Annotated in this window: 27 protein-coding genes; 20 read left to right on the top strand and 7 right to left on the bottom strand. The window is 55.3% G+C overall.

Going from position 1 to position 19,011, the window contains the following annotated elements; translation table 11 throughout:
* The first annotated feature begins 16 nt into the window (after nt 1-16).
* The 14 genes from AB4Y96_RS09070 to AB4Y96_RS09005 all read left to right on the top strand — a co-directional run bounded on the left by AB4Y96_RS09070 (nt 17) and on the right by AB4Y96_RS09005 (nt 7,900).
* Nucleotides 17-1,090 carry a hypothetical protein gene (locus tag AB4Y96_RS09070; protein WP_441916793.1) on the top strand — a complete coding sequence of 358 codons (1,074 nt, stop codon included), beginning with the start codon at nt 17-19 and terminating at the stop codon, nt 1,088-1,090.
* A 108-nt stretch (nt 1,091-1,198) separates the two neighbouring features.
* Nucleotides 1,199-1,621, top strand: coding sequence for a hypothetical protein (locus AB4Y96_RS09065; protein WP_441916791.1), 423 nt, complete (start codon nt 1,199-1,201; stop codon nt 1,619-1,621).
* Nucleotides 1,618-1,761, top strand: coding sequence for a hypothetical protein (locus tag AB4Y96_RS09060; protein WP_441916790.1), 144 nt, complete (start codon nt 1,618-1,620; stop codon nt 1,759-1,761). The genes AB4Y96_RS09065 and AB4Y96_RS09060 overlap by 4 nt, the downstream gene beginning before the upstream one ends.
* Nucleotides 1,758-1,931: a hypothetical protein gene (locus AB4Y96_RS09055; RefSeq protein ID WP_441916788.1), complete on the top strand. Its 174-nt coding sequence runs from the start codon at nt 1,758-1,760 to the stop codon at nt 1,929-1,931. Before AB4Y96_RS09060 ends, AB4Y96_RS09055 begins: the two co-directional genes overlap by 4 nt.
* The gene (locus tag AB4Y96_RS09050) at nt 1,928-2,449 is read left to right on the top strand and encodes a siphovirus Gp157 family protein (protein ID WP_441916786.1); all 522 of its coding nucleotides are present in this window, start codon (nt 1,928-1,930) and stop codon (nt 2,447-2,449) included. Before AB4Y96_RS09055 ends, AB4Y96_RS09050 begins: the two co-directional genes overlap by 4 nt.
* A 2-nt stretch (nt 2,450-2,451) precedes the next feature.
* Nucleotides 2,452-3,414: a phage recombination protein Bet gene (gene bet / locus AB4Y96_RS09045; protein ID WP_441916784.1), complete on the top strand. Its 963-nt coding sequence runs from the start codon at nt 2,452-2,454 to the stop codon at nt 3,412-3,414.
* Nucleotides 3,415-3,463: 49 nt separating this feature from the next.
* Nucleotides 3,464-3,985, top strand: coding sequence for a hypothetical protein (locus AB4Y96_RS09040; RefSeq protein ID WP_441916782.1), 522 nt, complete (start codon nt 3,464-3,466; stop codon nt 3,983-3,985).
* Complete coding sequence (locus AB4Y96_RS09035; RefSeq protein ID WP_441916780.1) at nt 3,982-4,128, top strand: hypothetical protein; 147 nt, start codon at nt 3,982-3,984, stop codon at nt 4,126-4,128. The genes AB4Y96_RS09040 and AB4Y96_RS09035 overlap by 4 nt, the downstream gene beginning before the upstream one ends.
* Nucleotides 4,128-4,544 carry a DUF968 domain-containing protein gene (locus AB4Y96_RS09030; RefSeq protein ID WP_441916778.1) on the top strand — a complete coding sequence of 139 codons (417 nt, stop codon included), beginning with the start codon at nt 4,128-4,130 and terminating at the stop codon, nt 4,542-4,544. Before AB4Y96_RS09035 ends, AB4Y96_RS09030 begins: the two co-directional genes overlap by 1 nt.
* Nucleotides 4,541-4,777, top strand: coding sequence for a hypothetical protein (locus AB4Y96_RS09025; protein ID WP_441916776.1), 237 nt, complete (start codon nt 4,541-4,543; stop codon nt 4,775-4,777). Before AB4Y96_RS09030 ends, AB4Y96_RS09025 begins: the two co-directional genes overlap by 4 nt.
* Nucleotides 4,778-4,835: 58 nt before the next feature.
* On the top strand, nt 4,836-5,009 hold the full coding sequence (locus AB4Y96_RS09020; protein WP_441916774.1) for a hypothetical protein: 174 nt from the start codon (nt 4,836-4,838) through the stop codon (nt 5,007-5,009).
* Nucleotides 5,009-6,082, top strand: coding sequence for a tyrosine-type recombinase/integrase (locus AB4Y96_RS09015; protein WP_441916772.1), 1,074 nt, complete (start codon nt 5,009-5,011; stop codon nt 6,080-6,082). Before AB4Y96_RS09020 ends, AB4Y96_RS09015 begins: the two co-directional genes overlap by 1 nt.
* Before the next feature lie 95 nt (nt 6,083-6,177).
* Nucleotides 6,178-6,834 (top strand): hypothetical protein, encoded by a 657-nt coding sequence (locus AB4Y96_RS09010; protein WP_441916770.1) that lies wholly within the window; start codon nt 6,178-6,180, stop codon nt 6,832-6,834.
* Nucleotides 6,835-6,967: 133 nt separating this feature from the next.
* Nucleotides 6,968-7,900, top strand: a complete 933-nt coding sequence (locus AB4Y96_RS09005; protein ID WP_091878006.1) for a ribose-phosphate pyrophosphokinase — start codon at nt 6,968-6,970, stop codon at nt 7,898-7,900.
* Here the strand turns inward: AB4Y96_RS09005 and chrA are convergent.
* Together chrA and AB4Y96_RS08995 are read right to left on the bottom strand one after the other, a co-directional pair.
* The gene (gene chrA, locus AB4Y96_RS09000; RefSeq protein WP_441916767.1) at nt 7,897-9,207 is read right to left on the bottom strand and encodes a chromate efflux transporter; all 1,311 of its coding nucleotides are present in this window, start codon (nt 9,205-9,207) and stop codon (nt 7,897-7,899) included. The two genes, AB4Y96_RS09005 and chrA, sit on opposite strands and share 4 nt — an antisense overlap.
* 76 nt (nt 9,208-9,283) lie before the next feature.
* Entirely contained in the window at nt 9,284-9,412 is a 129-nt protein-coding gene (locus AB4Y96_RS08995; protein ID WP_441916765.1) for a hypothetical protein, read from the bottom strand.
* Between the two features lie 66 nt (nt 9,413-9,478).
* Between AB4Y96_RS08995 and AB4Y96_RS08990 the strand changes: the two genes are divergently transcribed.
* From AB4Y96_RS08990 to AB4Y96_RS08970, 5 genes are all read left to right on the top strand, one after another.
* The gene (locus AB4Y96_RS08990) at nt 9,479-10,117 is read left to right on the top strand and encodes a 50S ribosomal protein L25/general stress protein Ctc (RefSeq protein ID WP_091878008.1); all 639 of its coding nucleotides are present in this window, start codon (nt 9,479-9,481) and stop codon (nt 10,115-10,117) included.
* 26 nt (nt 10,118-10,143) lie between these two features.
* On the top strand, nt 10,144-10,869 hold the full coding sequence (gene pth / locus AB4Y96_RS08985) for an aminoacyl-tRNA hydrolase (RefSeq protein ID WP_441916763.1): 726 nt from the start codon (nt 10,144-10,146) through the stop codon (nt 10,867-10,869).
* Between the two features lie 12 nt (nt 10,870-10,881).
* Nucleotides 10,882-11,985, top strand: a complete 1,104-nt coding sequence (ychF, locus tag AB4Y96_RS08980) for a redox-regulated ATPase YchF (protein WP_441916761.1) — start codon at nt 10,882-10,884, stop codon at nt 11,983-11,985.
* A gap of 289 nt (nt 11,986-12,274) precedes the next feature.
* Nucleotides 12,275-12,745, top strand: a complete 471-nt coding sequence (locus AB4Y96_RS08975) for a MaoC family dehydratase (protein ID WP_441917009.1) — start codon at nt 12,275-12,277, stop codon at nt 12,743-12,745.
* Complete coding sequence (locus AB4Y96_RS08970) at nt 12,742-13,215, top strand: MaoC family dehydratase (protein ID WP_441916759.1); 474 nt, start codon at nt 12,742-12,744, stop codon at nt 13,213-13,215. The genes AB4Y96_RS08975 and AB4Y96_RS08970 overlap by 4 nt, the downstream gene beginning before the upstream one ends.
* A 17-nt stretch (nt 13,216-13,232) precedes the next feature.
* On the opposite strand, the gene AB4Y96_RS08965 is transcribed toward AB4Y96_RS08970, so the two are convergent.
* The 5 genes from AB4Y96_RS08965 to AB4Y96_RS08945 all read right to left on the bottom strand — a co-directional run bounded on the left by AB4Y96_RS08965 (nt 13,233) and on the right by AB4Y96_RS08945 (nt 18,746).
* Nucleotides 13,233-13,778 (bottom strand): adenine phosphoribosyltransferase, encoded by a 546-nt coding sequence (locus AB4Y96_RS08965; protein ID WP_441916757.1) that lies wholly within the window; start codon nt 13,776-13,778, stop codon nt 13,233-13,235.
* Nucleotides 13,779-13,886: 108 nt separating this feature from the next.
* Complete coding sequence (locus tag AB4Y96_RS08960; protein WP_091878014.1) at nt 13,887-14,756, bottom strand: cytochrome c1; 870 nt, start codon at nt 14,754-14,756, stop codon at nt 13,887-13,889.
* A gap of 20 nt (nt 14,757-14,776) precedes the next feature.
* The gene (locus AB4Y96_RS08955; protein ID WP_091878015.1) at nt 14,777-16,075 is read right to left on the bottom strand and encodes a cytochrome b; all 1,299 of its coding nucleotides are present in this window, start codon (nt 16,073-16,075) and stop codon (nt 14,777-14,779) included.
* A gap of 21 nt (nt 16,076-16,096) precedes the next feature.
* Nucleotides 16,097-16,660 carry a ubiquinol-cytochrome c reductase iron-sulfur subunit gene (gene petA, locus AB4Y96_RS08950; RefSeq protein ID WP_091878016.1) on the bottom strand — a complete coding sequence of 188 codons (564 nt, stop codon included), beginning with the start codon at nt 16,658-16,660 and terminating at the stop codon, nt 16,097-16,099.
* A gap of 235 nt (nt 16,661-16,895) precedes the next feature.
* Nucleotides 16,896-18,746: an ABC transporter ATP-binding protein gene (locus AB4Y96_RS08945; RefSeq protein WP_441916754.1), complete on the bottom strand. Its 1,851-nt coding sequence runs from the start codon at nt 18,744-18,746 to the stop codon at nt 16,896-16,898.
* Between the two features lie 56 nt (nt 18,747-18,802).
* Here AB4Y96_RS08945 and AB4Y96_RS08940 point away from each other — a divergent pair.
* A partial coding sequence (locus tag AB4Y96_RS08940) for a hypothetical protein (RefSeq protein WP_441916752.1) occupies nt 18,803-19,011 on the top strand: 209 nt, incomplete at its 3' end.

Below are 19,011 nucleotides of genomic sequence, written 5' to 3'. Positions count from 1 at the left end.
TGCATGGGGGATGAAATTGCGTGTAGTACTATTATGTGCAGTACTTTTAACGTGGTGCTGTACAAGTGCTTTCGCGCAGAACCCGCAAGCCTTCGGGCCTTTCATTTATCTCCCGGACAAACCAAAAATATTAACTTTGCTGTCCCAAATAGGGGACGACGGGCGCGACGCACTCCAGTTCAAGAAGGCGCTACGCGAGCATCCAGAAATCGAAATAATCCAATTGATCAGTCCAGGCGGCAACGTACGAACTGCTCTACTTATTGCCGAGGATATTTTTGATAAAGGCCTGAGCACGTATATTCCGCCGGAAGGTAGCTGCGCCTCGGCATGTGCGTTTCTTTTCTTCGCGGGCAGTACCCGACTTGCTGATGGAAAACTCGGTGTCCATCAACTGGATGCAAGTGATGGGAAGTTAACTGGCGCAGACGCACAACTTGGTCTGTCTGATGTAATTTCCACCATTGTTAAATTCGGGGTCTCGGGTGAAGTCATGTCGATCATGCTGAAGACACCTCCGGCAGACATGTATTTCTTTACACACGAAGAAATCGAAAAGTATGGGCTAAATCGCACTGCGAGCACCTCACTTCCCAACGTATCGCCTGTATCCCCCGGGAAAGGAGCGATTATTCCCCAAGATAAACTCGTGGAAACTTCCCAGATCGCAGCCAAGCTTATTGTGAGCAGCGGTGAATTATCCGCTCCGGCAGCACTTCAAGCTGTAAAGGAAATCTATGATGACAACATTGATTATTACGGGAGAAAGACATCCAAATCCGAACTCTTAGACGACAAACGAAAGTATATGGAGCGATGGCCACACCGCACCTACATAGTCGATGACAATAGTTTGGTTTCCCGGTGCGCCGAAACGATATGCATTGTTGCAGGCTTCTACCAATACACTCTCAACAGCCCTGTACGACAGAAAGAGACCAAGGGTCTTGCGGCGTTTGTTTATGGGATGGAAATCCGCAATCAGAAACAATCGATCTTTATCGAAAATGGAACAATCGTCCGCGCGAAGACCTACGCAAAATTGAGCGCAAATCAAACCGTTGAACAGTGGCTCGCATCGTTGAAATAACACTACGAAGCTCGGGTAGACGCGAACAAAGTAAAATATTACCCAAAATGGGGTTGTATATTTTCCCATTTTGGGTAACATCCATCCATCGAACAACGGATGGACGCGATGAACGCAATCGACCGCAAATTCTTCAAGGAAGCTACCAAGACCCGCATTGAAGCGCTGGCCGACGTTTGCCGGAACAACCGGGATAGCTACAAGCTGGATTGCGCTGTTGATGCTGCCGTACAGGGTCGCCCTGCCTACTGGCACAGTGACAGTTGGAGCAATTCAGCCGCCAATATCATCATCGGTCGGGCCAATCTTACAGGCAGCCTTGATGAGGCATTCGCCAGCTACGTGAAAGACTTTGGCGAGCGTGATTACTGGAAAATCATCCATCAGCTTGACGCAACCATTCCGTTGAACCGGCCTGCCGCCGCCGAAATGGTCGCCATCTATTCCCGCCTCGGTCACATGCGCGACGTGCGCGAGCTTCTGGACCGTGAAGCGGAAGTCATCACCAACAAACTTTCGAGGACAGCATGAGCCGCATCTTCCTTCAAGAGCCTGACCGTATCCTGATCATTCGGGAGAACCGGGCAAAGCGCGCCGCATGGGTGTTTTACCTCGCCGTCGCGGTCATGTTCGCTCTGCTCGTAGTCGGTTTCCTTGTGAGGTTGCCATGAGCGCTCAAAGGCAAACGGAGCAGCCGGAAAAGGTGACGGCGTATGCCGAAGGCTGGGCACTCTACCGCGCCCGTTGCGCCTTCCGGGGTCTGCTCAAGATTTACGGCATAGGCGGTGCCCGTGCCCTCATGGATCAAATCATTTCAGACGAAGAAGGAAAGAAGCAATGAACGTGGACGCAACACACGTAATCCGCCGTCAGACAGAAGCTGCAAAAACTCTACTGGCAAGCCTCCGCGAAAACGGTGACGCGGATGACCAAGAGATTGTTGAAACCGCTATCGAAGGCGAAACGGGCCTGTACGAGGCCATTGCCGTAGCGCTTTCACAGATAGATGAATGCGAAGTTCTGGAAATCGGTTTGAAGGCCAAAGAGGGTGAGTTTGCCGACCGGCGCAAGGCTGTTGTCAACCGGGCGGATCGACTGCGCGCCGCCATTGAGCAGGCGATGGTAATGACCGAGCAGGAGAAAATCCCGCTGCCCACCGCGACAATCTTCATTTCAAAGCGGGCTCCCGGTCTTGTGGTCGAAAACGAGGCGGATATCCCTTCGCAATATTGGGTCATGCCCAAGGTAGAACCCAAGCTGGACAAGAAGGCGCTCAAGACTGCGTTGGACGATGGCGAAACAATTGCCGGGGCTTCGCTCGATAACGGCTCAATTTCCCTCAACATTCGGAGAAAATAATCATGGGCGCGATTATAAACGCTGACCTGACGGGCCGCCAAATGGCGCTCGTACGCCAGACGGTTGCTAAGGATTGCAACGACGGCGAATTCAACTTGTTCATGGAAGCCGCCAAGGCATACGGGCTGGACCCCTTCCGTAAGCAGATCATGCCGCTAGTGTTCAACAAGGGCGACGACAAGAAGCGCCGTATGTCCATCGTCGTTTCGCGTGATGGCCTTCGCGTCATTGCCAGCCGCTGCAAGAACTATCGCCCAGCATCCGATCCGGCAGAAATTGAATATGACCCAGAGCTTAAAGGACCGCTCAACCCCAAGGGCATTGCCATAGCGCGGGTTTTCCTTTGGCAGCAAGACAACCGGGGCGATTGGTTCAAGGTTGTTGGCGAGGCAAATTGGGATGAATTTGCCCCCATCGGTGAAAAATGGGCCGAGAACGATAAAGGCAAATGGAAGCCAACAGGGGAGAAGGTTCTGGATAGCTCTGGAAACTGGGCACGAATGCCGGTGGTGATGATTACCAAGTGCGCGGAAGCTCAAGCCCTTCGTGCCGGGTGGCCCGATCAGTTCTCAAACGTCTATGTCCAAGAAGAAATGGATCGCGCGCAGCAGATCGATTTGGACGCTTCGCAACTGGTAGCCCATGAGGAAGAGGAAGTCCGCATGCGTGTAATTGCAGGGGCGAACGCTATCACCGTCACATGGGGCGATGGCTGGGCGCTTGAGAATGTCCCAGTAGGCCAGTTTTATGACCGCGCAATGGCGTTCATGCGCGAGACAGCGCCGGCGGATGTTATCAGGTGGCAGGACGCCAACCGGGAACCGTTGCGGATGTATTGGGCCAAGGCTCCGGGTGACGCTCTGGCACTGAAAAGGCAGCTTGAGGCCGTTCGCGAGAAGGCAAAGCAACAGGCCTTTGCCGCCCAGAAACAGGCCCAACACCCAACCCAGCAAGCCGCAAACTGATTGCCACCAGAAAGCCCGGCGCGAATGCCGGGCGGAAAGGGACAGGACAATGCAACCCGCTCCAATATCTCTACAATATGAAGGCGAAGGTGTGTTTCAACCATCAAGCCCCTTTCATGCCCGTATGGCCGACAAGCATTATGTCATTGGCCAGCATTATCGTATGGGCGAACATCACGACCGCTCTAAAATTAGCCACAACCATGAGTTCGCCTTCATTGGCGAAGCTTGGCAAAATCTGCCCGAGCTCTTCAAGGACGAACCTTGGGCGCAGTCGCCGGAACATTTGCGCAAATATGCGCTGATCCGTTGCCGGTATTGTGACACACAGGCTTTTCCGTGCGGCACCCGCGCCGAAGCATTGCGATGGGCCGCAAACCTTCGCCCAATGGATGAGTATTCCCTCGTCACCGTGGACGGAACCATTGTCTATCGTTTCATCGCTAAATCGCAATCGATGCGAGCAATGGGAAAACAGCTATTTCAGGAAAGCAAGCAAGCCATCATGGATTTCATTGATGATCTGCTTGGCGTTGAACGTGGCGATACCGTCAGAAGCGAGGCAGCATGATCAAGCTCATTGCACGATTGCTCCGCCGCCGTCCGGTGCTGGTTTCCACCTACAAGGTGAAGAAATCCGACTGGTATCAGCGTCGTTCCGAAAAATGTCGCCAGCTAGCAAGAGAGCTTGGCCTTGATTGGGAGGCGAAGTAATGGCCGCTCGTATCGCAAATTTCATCCGGCCTGACCCGATACCAGTTCGCAAGCCAGCCAAGAAGGCGGATTACTTGTCTTTCATCCGGTCCCTGCCCTGCGTGGTGACAGGCAAATATGGCGTTGAGGCCGCGCATGTATCCTTTGCCGCCCCGTTTTACTTGCACTATGGCCGGGGCAAAGGTCACAAGGCAGACGACCGCTGGGCCCTGCCGCTGTCGCCAGAGGCGCACCGTGACCAGCACAACCACAATGAAAAGGAATGGTGGCAGCAACAGGGGATCAATCCGCACGAGCTGGCTCTAACCATTTACGGCGCTTGGTCAGCAATGGGCGACAATGCCGAACCGTTTTGCGCAGCCAGGATCAATCAAAGCTTGGTCTCGACCGGGCGTTTCGACAGGTATCGCAAATGAACCACTTCCAGCTGACAGACGCGCAGGCTGCTACTCTTATATTGATTGAGGCTGGAAAAGTTCACCAATGCCTCTTTGGATATGGCGCATGGCGCATCATCGGTGGATCGCCAACCGTTGTCGGGCGTCTCATGACGATGAAACTCACAATATGGATCAAAGCCGATCCTAAAACTTACACGGCACAACTGACCGATGCCGGTCGTGCAGCATTCAGGCAGCACCAGCCATGACCATCCAGACAATCAAACGAATGATAATCCAGCCAAAGTACGAGACAAGAGAGCATTGATGACGAAGCCAATCCCTCTCCCATCTCGACAGGTAACAGCATTATGCAAAGGCGCAGCGAAAGCTGGTTTCGTCGCTGAGGTGAAAATTGGCGATGTGATCGTAAGACTTGTCCCCGAAGATCACAGCGAGTTGAAAGAAACGGTTGACGCGAAGAAGCGCGGATATCTTTAATGCAATCCATGCCTCGTCCCCGCCGCCCCTATCTCCAGAAGGAAACCACCAGACACGGTAAAACGGTCTGGTATTTTCGTCGCGGTAAGGAAACGCGCGTGCGTTTAGCAGGTGAGTTCGGTACGGCAGAATTCAACGCTTCATATGATGCGGCCATTGCTGGCCTTCCCGGTCAGACCAAAGCTATTACTCCCAAATCTTCGTTAAGGTGGCTGGCTGACCGCTTTTTTGAAAGTGGCAAGTTTGCCCGATTTAAGCCAAATACGCAGCGCACATACCGCTATATGTTGGCAAGTGTCGTTGAAACCGGCGGAAATCTGGAATTCCGCTCGATCACAAATGCAGACGTCAAAGCGGGCAAGATGCGCCGGGACCATAGCCCCACGCAATCGGTGGCTTATGTTCATGTCATGCGCACGCTGTTTCGATTTGCGATCGACAATGATTGGCTCTCCAGCAATCCCGCTGATGGTATTTCCACCGAACTACCAAAAAGCGATGGACACCACACTTGGACAATTGACGAGGTGGAGCGTTTCCAAGCCAAACATGCGATTGGCACGCAAGCGCGCCTCGCAATGGATCTGATGCTCTATACCGGGTTCCGGCGTTCCGATGCAATTCTGCTTGGCCCACAACACGTCAAGAACGGTGTCATTCGTCTGACGACGACAAAGACCGGGACTGAAATCATCATCCCCCTATTGCCGCCCTTGGCAAAATCAATCGAAGCCACGAAGCACAACAACCTGCTCTTCCTTGAAAATAAGTGGGGCAAACCGTGGCAGAATATCAGCTTTGGAAGGTGGTTCGCAGACCGGTGTATTGAGGCCGGTGTGCCGGGTCGCTCGCACGGCCTGCGTAAGGCAGGGGCGACAATTGCAGCGGACAACGGAGCAACATCTTTCGAGCTGACAGCCATGTATGGCTGGTCATCAACGAAGATGGCAGAAGTCTACACAAAGAAGGCCGACAAGATTCGTCTTGCGGAACGCGCCGCGAACAAGCTATACCCGCACCTTGATAAAAGTGCGGGTAACGTTGAAAATAACAAAGTCAAAACAAGTGGTTAGAAACCCGGCTTGACTTGATCGTAAAATAAAACTTTTGTCAGCTTTCGTTTTTTCGAGATGGCACGCACATGGCTCATGATGGGGTTCTACCAAAGATGATGTCTCGCAAATCATTGACCTATATCTGCGTGGCGCTGGCGGCTCTTGGCCTCAGCGCCTGCAACAGCGCCGAAACACCGATTGCCGTAACGAAGAGCGATCTTCCGGCAGCCCAAGGCACGGCAACGCCCGGGACGGTTACCCCGGGCACGAATCCGGCGACGACAACCACGACAACCCCAACAGCCACGGCAACAGGAACACCGGCAGCAGTTCAGCCCGGAACAACGGTACCGGCAGCGGGCGCCGCCGTAGCATCAGGAGCAGCACAACCGGGCGTTTCGCGCACGGCAAAGCTGCGTTTCGCCCCCATTGTCGGCGCGCCGATCACCGCGGCAACTCCACTCTCGCAGCGCCTGTCGGCACTCGCCAAAGCCAAGGGCATTGTTCTAGGCACCGCTGCCGATACGGATAATACGCACATCATGAAGGGTTATTTCTCCGCCCTGCCCGATGGCAACCAGACAACAATCATCTATGTCTGGGACGTGCTCGATCCGGCTGGAACACGGTTGCATCGCATCCAGGGACAGGAAGTTGTTCCTGGTAATGGGACCGATCCGTGGAGCACCGTGCCACCAAAGGTTATGGAATCAATCGCCGATAAGGCCATCGATGGTTATCTGAAGTGGGTAAACGGCACCAAGACGTGACATATTTACGCGTTTGACCCGATATTAGCGAGGAACTGTGCATGAATCTGCCCTGCCCGCTTGCAATGTGCGTCAGGCACAGTACAAGGCCCGCCATATCCTTCACTTGGCTGGCACCGGGGAAAATACGGGCATGAAACTATTCGCGGGCAATTCCAATCGTGTTCTCGCTGAATCTGTCGCCAAATATCTCAACATTCCGCTAGGAAAGGCCAGCGTCCGACGCTTCGCCGATCAGGAGATATTCGTAGAGATTCAGGAAAATGTCCGTGGCGAAGATGTCTTCGTCATGCAGTCAACATCCTTCCCGGCAAATGATCACCTGATGGAACTGCTCATCATGATTGATGCGTTCCGCCGTTCCTCGGCAAAGCGCATCACCGCGGTGCTTCCCTATTTCGGCTATGCCCGTCAGGATCGCAAGGCCGGTCCCCGCACCCCGATTTCCGCCAAGCTGGTTGCCAATCTGATCACCGAAGCCGGTGCAAACCGTGTGCTGACGCTTGATCTGCACGCCGGTCAGATTCAGGGCTTCTTCGATATCCCCACCGACAATCTCTATGCCGTTCCCGTTATCGCCAGTGATGTACGCGCCCATTACGGCACATCAAATGTCATGGTCGTATCACCTGATGTCGGCGGTGTGGTCCGTGCCCGCTCGCTGGCCAAGCGCATCGATGCACAGCTCGCCATTGTCGATAAGCGCCGCGATCGTCCGGGCGAGTCCGAAGTCATGAATGTTATCGGTGACGTCGCTGGCAAGGATTGCCTGCTGTTCGACGATATCGTTGATTCTGGTGGCACGCTCTGCAATGCAGCCGAAGCGCTGCTTGCCAAAGGCGCAACCAGCGTCACTGCCTATATTACCCACGGCGTGCTGTCAGGCGGCGCTGTTGCCCGTATCGCCGGCTCGAAGCTGAAGGAACTGGTGATCACCGATTCCATCCAGCCAACGCCTGCCATCGAATCCGCACACAATATCCGCGTCCTGTCGATTTCCGATTTGATCGGCGAAGCGGTTTCGCGCACGGCGGCGGAAGAGTCGGTATCCAGCCTGTTCGACTAAGCGAGCCGGATCAGGATTCCGGCGAGCGCTGCAAGTCCGAGTACCACAAGCAGATTGAGTCGCAAGGCGATCAGCGCGATTGCTGCACCCAGTGCTATGGCTGATGCTGCCCAATCGAATGCGGACAAATCCAAGACTGGCAGATGCAGCGGGCCGAACATCATCTCCTGAAACGTGCCAAACAGCACATGCAGCCCAAACCAGACGGCAAGATTGGCGATCACACCAACGACGGCGGCGGTTATCGCGGCGAGTGACGCCTTGAGCCAACCCACATGCCGCAAACGTTCAACAAATGGCGCACCGGCAAAAATCCACAGAAAACACGGCGCGAAGGTGAACCACAGCGCAATTAGCCCGCCGAGCAGTCCGCCGGTGAGCGGGTCAAACCCTGATAGCCGCGACCCACCGACAAAGCCGACAAAGGCCAGCACCAGAATAAGCGGGCCGGGCGTGGTCTCCGCCAATCCGAGGCCGGTGAGCATTTCATCCGGTTTAAGCCAGCCATAATAATCAACCGCCTGCTGCGCCACATAGGCGAGAACCGCATAGGCACCGCCAAAGGTCACGACGGCCATCTTGGAGAAAAACGCCGCCTGCGCCGCAAAGACATTGGCTTGACCGAGCGCCAGCAGCAGGATGGCAAGCGGCCCCAGCCAGAGCACAGTCCAGACCATGGCAGATTGGAGGGCACCCCGCGCTGCGGGGTCTGGAATGGTGTCGTCCGGCAAGGACGGGGACGATTTATTAGTCAAGCGATAGCGCAGAAATCCGAAGAGACCGGCAATCAGGATAACCAGAGGAAATGGCAGCTTGATCAGGGCAATGGCGATGAACGCGCAGGCGGCAATGCCATAGGCGGTATAATCGGTGAGAGCCCGTTTGCCGACCTTGATCACCGCTTCAAGCACGATAGCCAGAACGGCGGCTTTGAGACCGAAGAGTAGCCCTTCCACCAAGGGGACATGACCAAAACTGACATAAAGCGCCGACAGCGCCAGCATCACACATGCACCCGGCAGGATGAACAGCAGCCCGGCGATGACACCACCCTTCACGCCGTGGAACAGCCAGCCGAGATAGGTTGCAAGCTGCATGGCTTCGGGGCCGGGCAACAGCATGCAGAAATTCAACGCATGCAGGAATCGCTCCTCGCTGATCCATTTCTTTTCATCGACCAGCACGCGGTGCATCATGGCAATCTGTCCGGCCGGACCGCCAAAGGACAAAAGACCAATTTTCCCAAATGTGTAAAACGCTTCCCGCGCCTCGATTTTTTGCGGTTCCAGCGCTATTGTCCCAGCCATTGCCTGCCCTTGTTCTGCCAAGCTGCGGTAAACAGCGCCCATGACAATGGGATGACAGACTTTCACGGCGCCTTGGTCAAGCAACAAACTTGCACATGGCGTCTCTTTCCGTTATAGAGCCGCCATCCGCGTAGACACCCTTGGAGGCAACGCGGAATGGGGCGGTCATTTCATCCGGTTCCGGATGACCATGCGACCGCTTCATGTTTTTTGGGCCATCCTTACGGATAAACGGAAAACACTCCAGATTTGAACCTCGAAAGGAAATGCCATGAGCGAAGCATACGAGCTCAAGGCCGAGGCGCGCGAACGGGTTGGTAAGGGGTCCTCCCGGGAAATTCGCCGCAACGGTAAAGTGCCAGCAGTCATCTATGGTGACAAGCAGGCACCAATCTCGATTACCCTCGACTACAAGACACTGTACTACAAGATTCACGGCGGCGGCTTCAAGACCACGATCGCGAACATCCAGCTGGATGGCAAGACCATTCAGGTCCTTCCAAAGGACTACCAGCTTGATCCGATCAGCGACAAGCCTGTGCATGTGGACTTCCTGCGCGTGTCGGCAAAGTCGGTTGTGAACGTGAACGTCCCTGTTCACTTCCTCAACGAAGAACTGTCCCCAGGCATCAAGCGCGGCGGCGTTCTCAACATCGTTCGTCACGACGTTGAACTGCATGCTCCGGCAAATGCAATTCCCGATGCGATCAATATTGATCTCACCGGTCTGCAGATTGGTGACTCGATCCACATTTCCGCTGTTACCCTGCCAAAGGGCGTAACATCGGTTATTCACGATCGTGACTTCACCATTGCCACGATTGCTGCTCCTGCTGTTCTCGCTGCTGAAGACGAGACCGTTGAAGCTGCGGTTGAAACGACTGAAACGGCAGAAAAAGAAGGCGAGTAATCGTCTCTATTGGGAGCTTTGGTACCATGCTGCTCATCGCAGGTCTTGGCAATCCTGGCTCCCAATATGCTGCAAACCGGCACAATATCGGTTTCATGGCGGCGGATGAAATACACCGTCGCCATCGTTTTTCTCCCTGGACCAAAAAATTCCAGGCACTGATCGCCGATGGTGTTATCGACGGCGAAAAGATCATCCTGATCAAGCCCCAGACCTTCATGAATCTATCAGGCCAGTCCGTCGGTGAAGCCATGCGCTTCTACAAGCTGGAACTCGGCGATCTCGTCGTCATCTATGATGAACTGGATCTGCCACCGGGTAAGCTGCGCGTGAAAACGGGCGGCGGTTCAGGCGGCCACAATGGCATCAAGTCCATCGACGCGCATTGCGGCAAGGACTACAGGCGCATTCGCCTTGGTATCGGCCATCCCGGCGTCAAGGAGATGGTGACAAACCACGTGCTTGGCAATTTCGCCAAGGCGGATGGCGAATGGATCGAGCCGCTGCTTGGCGCTATCGCTGACAATGTGGCTCTCCTTGCCAAGAAGGACGATGCAGGCTTCATGAACCGTGTGGCGGTGGCCACCGGCAGCGGAAACAAACCGGAGCGGGACAAAGAACCAAATCCGGTTGCAAAACCATCCGGTCAAAGCCATATCCGGCAGGCGCGTCAGGCAAAGCCAAATATCAACATTCCAAAAACCGGCCCGATGGCCGACATGCTGAACAAGCTCTTCGGCAAGAAAGAATAAGGATCGCAGATTATGGGTTTCAAATGCGGCATCGTTGGCCTGCCCAATGTCGGTAAGTCGACGCTCTTCAACGCCCTGACCAAGACAGCGGCCGCACAGGCTGCGAACTATCCGTTCTGCACAATCGAGCCGAACACCGGCGAAGTCGCTGTGCCTGATCCGCGTTTGCAGGCCATCGCCAAAATAGGCAAATCGGCCAATATCGTCCCAACCCGTATCAGCTTCGTTGATATTGCCGGTCTGGTGCGCGGTGCGTCGAAGGGCGAAGGCCTTGGCAACCAGTTTCTGGCCAACATCCGCGAAGTCGATGCTGTCGTGCATGTGCTGCGTTGCTTTGAAGATGACGACATCACCCACGTTGAAGGCCGTATCGATCCTGTGTCTGACGCTGAGACAGTCGAAACCGAATTGATGCTTTCCGATCTGGATAGCCTTGAGCGCCGCATTGTGCAGTTCCGTAAACGCGCTGGCGTCAAGGATAAGGAAGCCCTGACCGTTCTGCCTGTTATGGAGCAGGCGCTTGAACTGTTGCAGGGTGGCAAACCAGTACGCTTCATGCTGTACGGTATTGCGCCAGACGATCTCCTCATCCTGCAGGGCCTCAATCTCCTGACCTCGAAGCCTGTGCTTTATGTTTGCAACGTCGCTGAAGGCGATGCGGCAACCGGTAACGAGCACACGGAAGCCGTTGAGGAAATGGCGACTGCACAGGGTGCCGAGACGGTGACGATTTCCGCCGCCATCGAGGCAGAAGTCGCTCAGTTGCCTGACGATGAAGCCAAGGAATATCTCGATGCAATGAATCTGGATGAGCCGGGCCTCGACCGTCTGATCCGCGCCGGATACAAGCTGTTGCACCTCATCACCTATTTCACCGTGGGACCAAAAGAAGCACGCGCCTGGACTGTCGAGCGCGGCTCCAAGGCACCGCAGGCGGCTGGCGTGATCCACACGGACTTCGAGCGCGGCTTTATCCGCGCGCAGACCATCGCCTATAACGACTATGTCACGCTGGGGGGTGAAGTCCCTGCCAAGGAAGCGGGCAAGGCGCGTGACGAAGGCAAGGAATATGTGGTGCAGGACGGCGATATCATGCTGTTCCGGTTTAACACATAGGCTCAGGGTTTTCTGGTCTGAGGTGGCATCCTCGTGTTGCATGCCTTGTGGTTCGTGGTTCGTGGTTCGACAAGCTCACCATGAGGGAGAGGGGAGATGCAACGCTAATCGCAGAGATTGCAGCTCAAGGGTACAGAACTTGACTCCCTTTCATCCCCCCTCTCCCTCATGGTGAGCTTGTCGAACCACGAACCACGAACCGCTCCACCACATCACACGCCACTCTAAGTTTAGCGCATAACCATCTTCCACTCTTGAACCAAACTCCCCCATGCCTATTATAGTTGGCATGAGCGAATACAATCCCCGATATGCCTATGAGGATTTCACGGTCGGTAGCGAATGGCCGCTGCCCGCGAAATTGGTCGAAGCCAGTGAGATCATCGATTTTGCCAGTCAATTTGACCCACAGCCGTTCCATCTGGATGAGGCCGCGGGGAAAGCCAGCATTCTTGGCGGCCTCGCCGCATCAGGCTGGCATACGGTTTCCATGTTCATGCGTATGATGTGCGATGCTTACCTCATCGATTCCACGTCACAGGGCGCTCCGGGCATAGACTTTGCCAAATGGAAAAAACCTGTCCTTGCCGGTGATACGTTAACGGGCAAAAGTACAGTGCTGGAGCGGCGTGTATCGAAATCCAAACCCTCTCTTGGCTTCGTTGTGCTTCACCACGCAATCTTCAATCAACACGGCGATATCGTTTGCGAATTGCAGAATACCGGCATGTTCACATTGCGGGAGCCTGCCGCATCATGAGTACAGCTCTTAAAGCATTGATCGGGATCGAACGCGATCTCGGCACCCACACATTCACCGCCGATGAGATCGTCACCTTTGCCAAGAAGTACGATCCGCAGCGCTTTCATGTTGATCCGGAAGCGGCGAAGAAAAGCAATTTTGGTGCGCTCTGCGCCTCCGGCTGGCACACGACAGCCATGTGGATGCGCCTGAATGTGGAAGACATGAAAGGTCAGATCAAGGCGGCCATGCAGCGCGGCGAAAAGCCACCGCAATTCGGCCCCTCGCCCGGCTTCGAAGACCTGAAATGGTTGAAGCCTGTTTATGCGGGTGACACGATCCGTTTCACCCGGACGCTGACAGGTTTCCGTGAACTGCAATCACGGCCCGGCTGGGCCATGATGCAGATGTCATCGGCAGCCTACAATCAGAACGAGCAGAAGGTTCTGGAGTTCAACAGCGCCGCGCTGATCCTGTTGCCGGCATAGACAGCCACAGCGGCCCGCTAGTGGCCTTCATAGGCGATAAGCGTGCGAACGTTGACGCCGAGCGCTTCAAGCTTCCTGCGGCCGCCGAGGTCAGGCAGATCAATGATGAAGCAGGCGCTGACAATATCGGCGCCCATCTGCTGCAACAATTTCACCGCTGCTTCTGCCGTGCCACCCGTCGCGATCAGATCATCGACGAGAATAACCTTCTCACCCGGCACGATGGCATCCCGGTGCATCTCCATTTCGTCCACGCCATATTCAAGACTATAGGCAATGCGCACCGTATCGTGCGGCAGCTTGCCCTTCTTGCGGATCGGCACGAAGCCGGACGACAGCTGATGCGCCATGGCGCCGCCGATGATGAATCCCCGCGCTTCGACACCCGCAACCTTGTCGACCTTGCCGCCCGCATAGGGATGAACCAGCTCATCGATTGCCCGGCGGAAAGCCCGTGCGTTGCCAAGCAGGGTCGTGATGTCACGAAACATCACGCCGGGTTTGGGGTAATCGGGAATATTACGAATGGCATCCATCAGCGTCTGTTTCAGCGTAGAATCCATGTCGTTGCTCCTTCGTGCCTTTCGGGCATCAAGGTCCAGTCTAATGGACCCCGCCCACAAAAGAAAAGGGCGCATAGCGCCCTTTCCGGATCAGATATATCGGATCGATCAATGTTCGATATCGGCCCAGATACGGCGCTTGGCCACATAGAGCAGACCAGCGAACAGAACGAGGAAGATCATGACGCGGAAGCCGGTCTTCTTGCGTTCTTCCAGATGTGGTTCAGCGGCCCACATAAGGAATGCCGAAACGTCCTGTGAATACTGCACCAGCGTCTGCGGTGAACCGTCATCATAGGTCACCTGACCATCCTGAAGCGGTGCAGCCATGGCCAATGACTTGGCAGCAATGAAGTAAGGGTTGTAGTGCGTACCCTCGGGGATCTTCATGCCTTCTGGTGGCGTCTGGTTAAACCCGGTCAGCAGCGCGTGGATATAATCCGGTCCGCCTTCCTGATACTGGCCCCAAACGATGTCGATCAGGAACTGCGGAAAGCCGCGCTCGACGGAACGGGCCTTGGCAATCAGCGAGAAGTCGGGCGGAGCAGCACCATTATTGGCAGCGGCCGCAGCCTGCACATTGGCAAAAGGCGACGGGAAATAATCAGCCGGGATTGCCTTGCGGGTGAACATCTCACCTTCGCCATTGGGGCCATCCTGCACTTCATATTCCGCGGCAAATGCCTTGACCTGTGCTTCCGTGTAACCAAGCTCGGTGAGGGAACGGAACGGCACCAGCTTCATTGAGTGGCAAGCGGAGCAGACTTCCTTGTAGATCTTCAGACCGCGCTGCAACTGCTGCTTGTCGTAATGACCAAACGGACCGGCAAAAGTCCATTTCATCTGTTCCGGCTCTTTGATCGGAAAGTGCGTTGGCTCAGCGGCATTATGGGCTGCTTCTTCGGCGGATGCGACACCGCCGAAAGCCAGCATGGTACCAAGACCGGCAGCTGCGAGACCGAGGAGGATTTTTTTCATCGGAGAGTCCTTCACGTTTCTCAGCCTTTGGTTTCCGGAGCCGCCGCAACACCAGCCGGCTGACCGCCGCTCTTGGTTTTTGCAAGCACTGCTTCCGTGATCGAGTTCGGTATGCGGCGCGGTGTTTCGATCAGACCCAGCAACGGCATGATGATGATGAAGAAGCCGAAGTAGTATGCCGTACCGAGCTGCGAGAACAGCGTGTAGAGGCCTTCTGCAGGACGCGAACCGAGCCAGCCGAGCATGATGGCATTGGCAACAAAAATCCAGAAGAACAGCTTGTACCATGGACGGTAAACAGCCGAACGAACCTTGGATGTATCGAGCCATGGCACGATGAACAGGATCGCAATCGAACCGAACATCGTCAGAACGCCGCCGAGTTTCGAATTGATCGGTCCAATGTTGAAGGTGATGGCGCGCAGCATCGCGTAGAACGGCAGGAAGTACCATTCCGGAACGATATGGGCAGGTGTCTTCAGCGAGTCAGCCGGAATGTAGTTATCCGGATGGCCCATGTAATTAGGCATGTAGAAGACGAAATAGGCAAAGAGGATCAGGAAGATCGACATCGCAAACGCGTCCTTGATGGTCGCGTAAGGTGTGAATGCAACCGTATCCGTCTTCGACTTGACTTCGATACCGGTCGGATTGGTCTGGCCGGTCACATGCAACGCCCAGACGTGCAGGACAACGACACCGGCAATCATGAACGGCAGCAGGTAATGCAGCGAGAAGAAGCGGTTAAGGGTCGGATTATCGACGGCAAAACCACCCAGCAACAGCTGCTGGATCGGATCACCGATAACCGGGAACGCTGTAAAGAAGCCGGTGATAACGGTCGCGCCCCAGAAGGACATCTGGCCCCAAGGCAGAACGTAACCCATGAAGGCGGTTGCCATCATCAGGAGCAGGATGATCACACCGAGAATCCACAGAAGCTCGCGCGGCGCCTTGTAGGAACCGTAATAAAGCCCGCGGAAAATGTGAACCCAGACGGCGAGGAAGAACATGGATGCACCGTTGGAATGCAGGTAGCGCAGGAGCCAACCTGAATTCACGTCGCGCATGATCTTTTCAACAGAATTGAAAGCCAGACCCGTATCAGCCGCATAATGCATGGCCAATACGACACCGGTGATGATCTGCGAAACCAGCATGATCGCCAGAATGCCACCGAAGGCATAGGCGTAATTGAGGTTGCGCGGAACAGGATAGGCAACGAATGAATCATAGATCAGACGCGGCAACGGAAGTCGCGCATCGACCCATTTTTCGATACCTGTGTTCGGCGTATAGGATGAATGTCCACCGCTCATGTCGTGTCTCCCCCTGGAACCTTAGCCGATCTTGATGACGGTGTCGGAAATGAATGAAAGTGGCGGGACAGGCAGATTTTCCGGTGCGGGACCGGAACGAATGCGTCCAGCGGTATCATATTGCGAGCCGTGGCACGGGCAGAACCAGCCACCGAAATCGCCCTGCTGTCCGAGCGGGATGCAGCCGAGATGGGTGCAAACACCGATCATCACCAGCCAGTTTTCCTTGCCCTTGCCAGCGCCGCGATCCGCGTCGGTGGCCTGAGCATCACTCGGCAGATTGGCGTTACGTGCAATCGGGTCCTTGAGCTGGCTCAACTGAACATTGGCCGCATCCTCAATTTCCTTCGGCGTACGATTGCGAATGAAAACGGGCTTGCCGCGCCATTTGACCGTCAGGGACATGCCCGGTGTCAGCGCTGAAACATCAACTTCAATGGACGAGACTGCCAGCGTGGATGCATCCGGTCTCATCTGGTCGATAAAGGGCCACGCAAAGGCGCCCACACCGACCACACCGGCCATACCTGTCGCAATATAGAGGAAGTCACGCCGTGTCGGCTCGGTCGTATCGTGTGCGCTCACGGGGCCTGTTCCTTTCCGAATAACAACGCCGCAGGAGAGTCCACTTTGTCACTAGAATAGACGACTGGCCCACAAAATGAGCCGCGCGGATTCCCCAGCATATTGCGTGGTTTCTAAGCATGTCGCAGGAGCTTGTCCAGCCTGACAGAGGCACAAGGGCAGGATGTCGCAGGGATAAGTCGCCACACCTTTTCCACTCTTTGGCCATGAATCTGTTCGGCTTTTGCAGACGATGTCATGCCCGGCCGATAAAGCCGCCTGATTGGCGCGCCCAAAGTCCCGCATAGAGGCCGTTGGCGGCTATGAGTTCCTCATGGGTGCCGCTCTCGACAATGCGCCCCTCATCCATGACCACCAATCGGTCCAGCGCGGCTATGGTGGAGAGGCGATGTGCGATGGCAATGACTGTTTTGCCGCGCATCAGCCGGTAGAGATTGTCTTGGATCGCTGCTTCCACTTCCGAATCGAGTGCCGACGTGGCCTCATCCAGAATGAGAATCGGCGCGTCTTTCAGCATGACGCGGGCAATGGCGATACGCTGGCGCTGACCACCCGATAGTTTGACACCGCGCTCACCCACATGGGCATCAAAACCCTGCCTGCCTTTGGGATCTGTCAGGGCGGCGATGAAGGTATCCGCCTGCGCATTCTCCACCGCGTGCCGCATCATTTCGTCAGAGGCGTCGGGCCGCCCGTAAAGGATGTTATCACGCACCGAGCGATGCAGCAGCGAAGTATCCTGCGTCACCATGCCAATATGCGAGCGCAATGAGTCTTGTGTCACTGCCGCAATATCCTGACCATCAATGAGGATTCGCCCGCCCTGCACGTCGTAGAAGCGCAGCAGCAGATTGACCAGTGTCGATTTGCCCGCACCGGAACGGCCAACGAGGCCGACCTTTTCACCCGGAAGAACGTCGAGCTTGAGATTGTCGAAAACCGGCTTCGAACTATCATAGTGAAACTCGATATTTTCAAACTTGATGGCGCCTGCCGGAACCATCAGCTTGGTCGCATTGGGTTTATCAACGACGGTTACCGGCCGAGCCAGAAGCTCCATCGAGTTCTGGATTGTACCGTAATTGCGCAGGAGACCATTGAGGTTGGCCATGGTCCGTCCCAGAAGCATACTCAGGCGCAAGACCAGACCGAGTGTGAAGGCAATGGCGCCGGGCGAAATCTCAGACTTCAACCACAAATCGATAGAAACAATGGCTACCGCGCAGATCATCACGCCGCTGGTTGCACCCAGCGCAATGCGGATACCACTGAGGCCACGGGTGAGCGGAATGATCGCGTCGAGCCAGCGCTGCATGCCCTGCCGCATATAGGCATCATCACGTTCCGCACTGCCGAAGAGTTTCAGGGTCTGGATATTGCTGTAGCCATCGACCAGCCGCCCTGTGACGACGGAACTGGCTTCTGCCGTCTCCGCTGCCGCCCGGCGCACGCGCGGCAGGAAATAGCGGGCGATCAGACTGAACGCCAAAAGCCAGACAATGACGATTGTCGCCAGCCGCCAGTCGAGATCACCGATCAGTGCAATGGTGGTGATGCTGTAGACGATGCAAATCCAGATTGCCTGCAGCAGCGTCATCATGAAATCACCGACCGCCTGCCCCGTCGCCCATACCTTGGCGACGATGCGGCCTGAAAAGTCATTCTGGAAAAAGGCAAGGCTCTGGCGATAGGTATGCAGATGCGCCTGCCAGCGCACCAGATTGAAAAAACCCGGAACAACGGTCTGTTCCTCAACCAATGCGGAGAGCGTCAGGATAATCGTGCGGGCGACCAGCACACCGGCCAGCATCAACAGAAGCGACGTGCCATGATCCTGCATCAGCCCCTGCCAACCCTTAGCCGGGTTGACCGATGCCAGAATATCGACGAGCCCGCCAAGAAACCAGAACAATCCCGCTTCCGTCAGCGCCACCAATCCACCAAGCACAAGCACCGCGAAGAATGCGGCCTTGGCTTGCCGGACATAAAACCAGATGAAGGGAAAAGGCCGCGAGGGAACATGATCTGCCGGGGGAACGGCATAGGGATCAATCCATGTTTCGAACAGGCGGAAAACATTTCTCATGCGGTGCAGCCTCTCCAAGTCAGACGTGCAGCGCGCGACTGAAAGAATAGTTTTGAGTGAGTCCCCTCATCCGTCAAATTAAAGTTCGTTTAGGCAAAGCGCGGGATGTTTATCATACCGAGTGGGGTGGTGGTTCGTGGTTCGACAAGCTCACCATGAGGGAGAGAGGTGATGAAAGGGAGTCAAGTTCTGCAACCTTTGTGATCTGCAAAGCTGACGATTATCGTTGCATCCCCACTCTCCCTCATGGTGAGCCTGTCGAACC

The sequence above is a fragment of the Phyllobacterium sp. TAF24 genome (assembly GCF_052113785.1).
Taxonomy (GTDB): Bacteria; Pseudomonadota; Alphaproteobacteria; order Rhizobiales; family Rhizobiaceae; genus Phyllobacterium.
The sequence above is the reverse complement of the archived record's forward strand: the minus strand, read 5'-3'. Positions and strand labels throughout refer to the sequence as shown.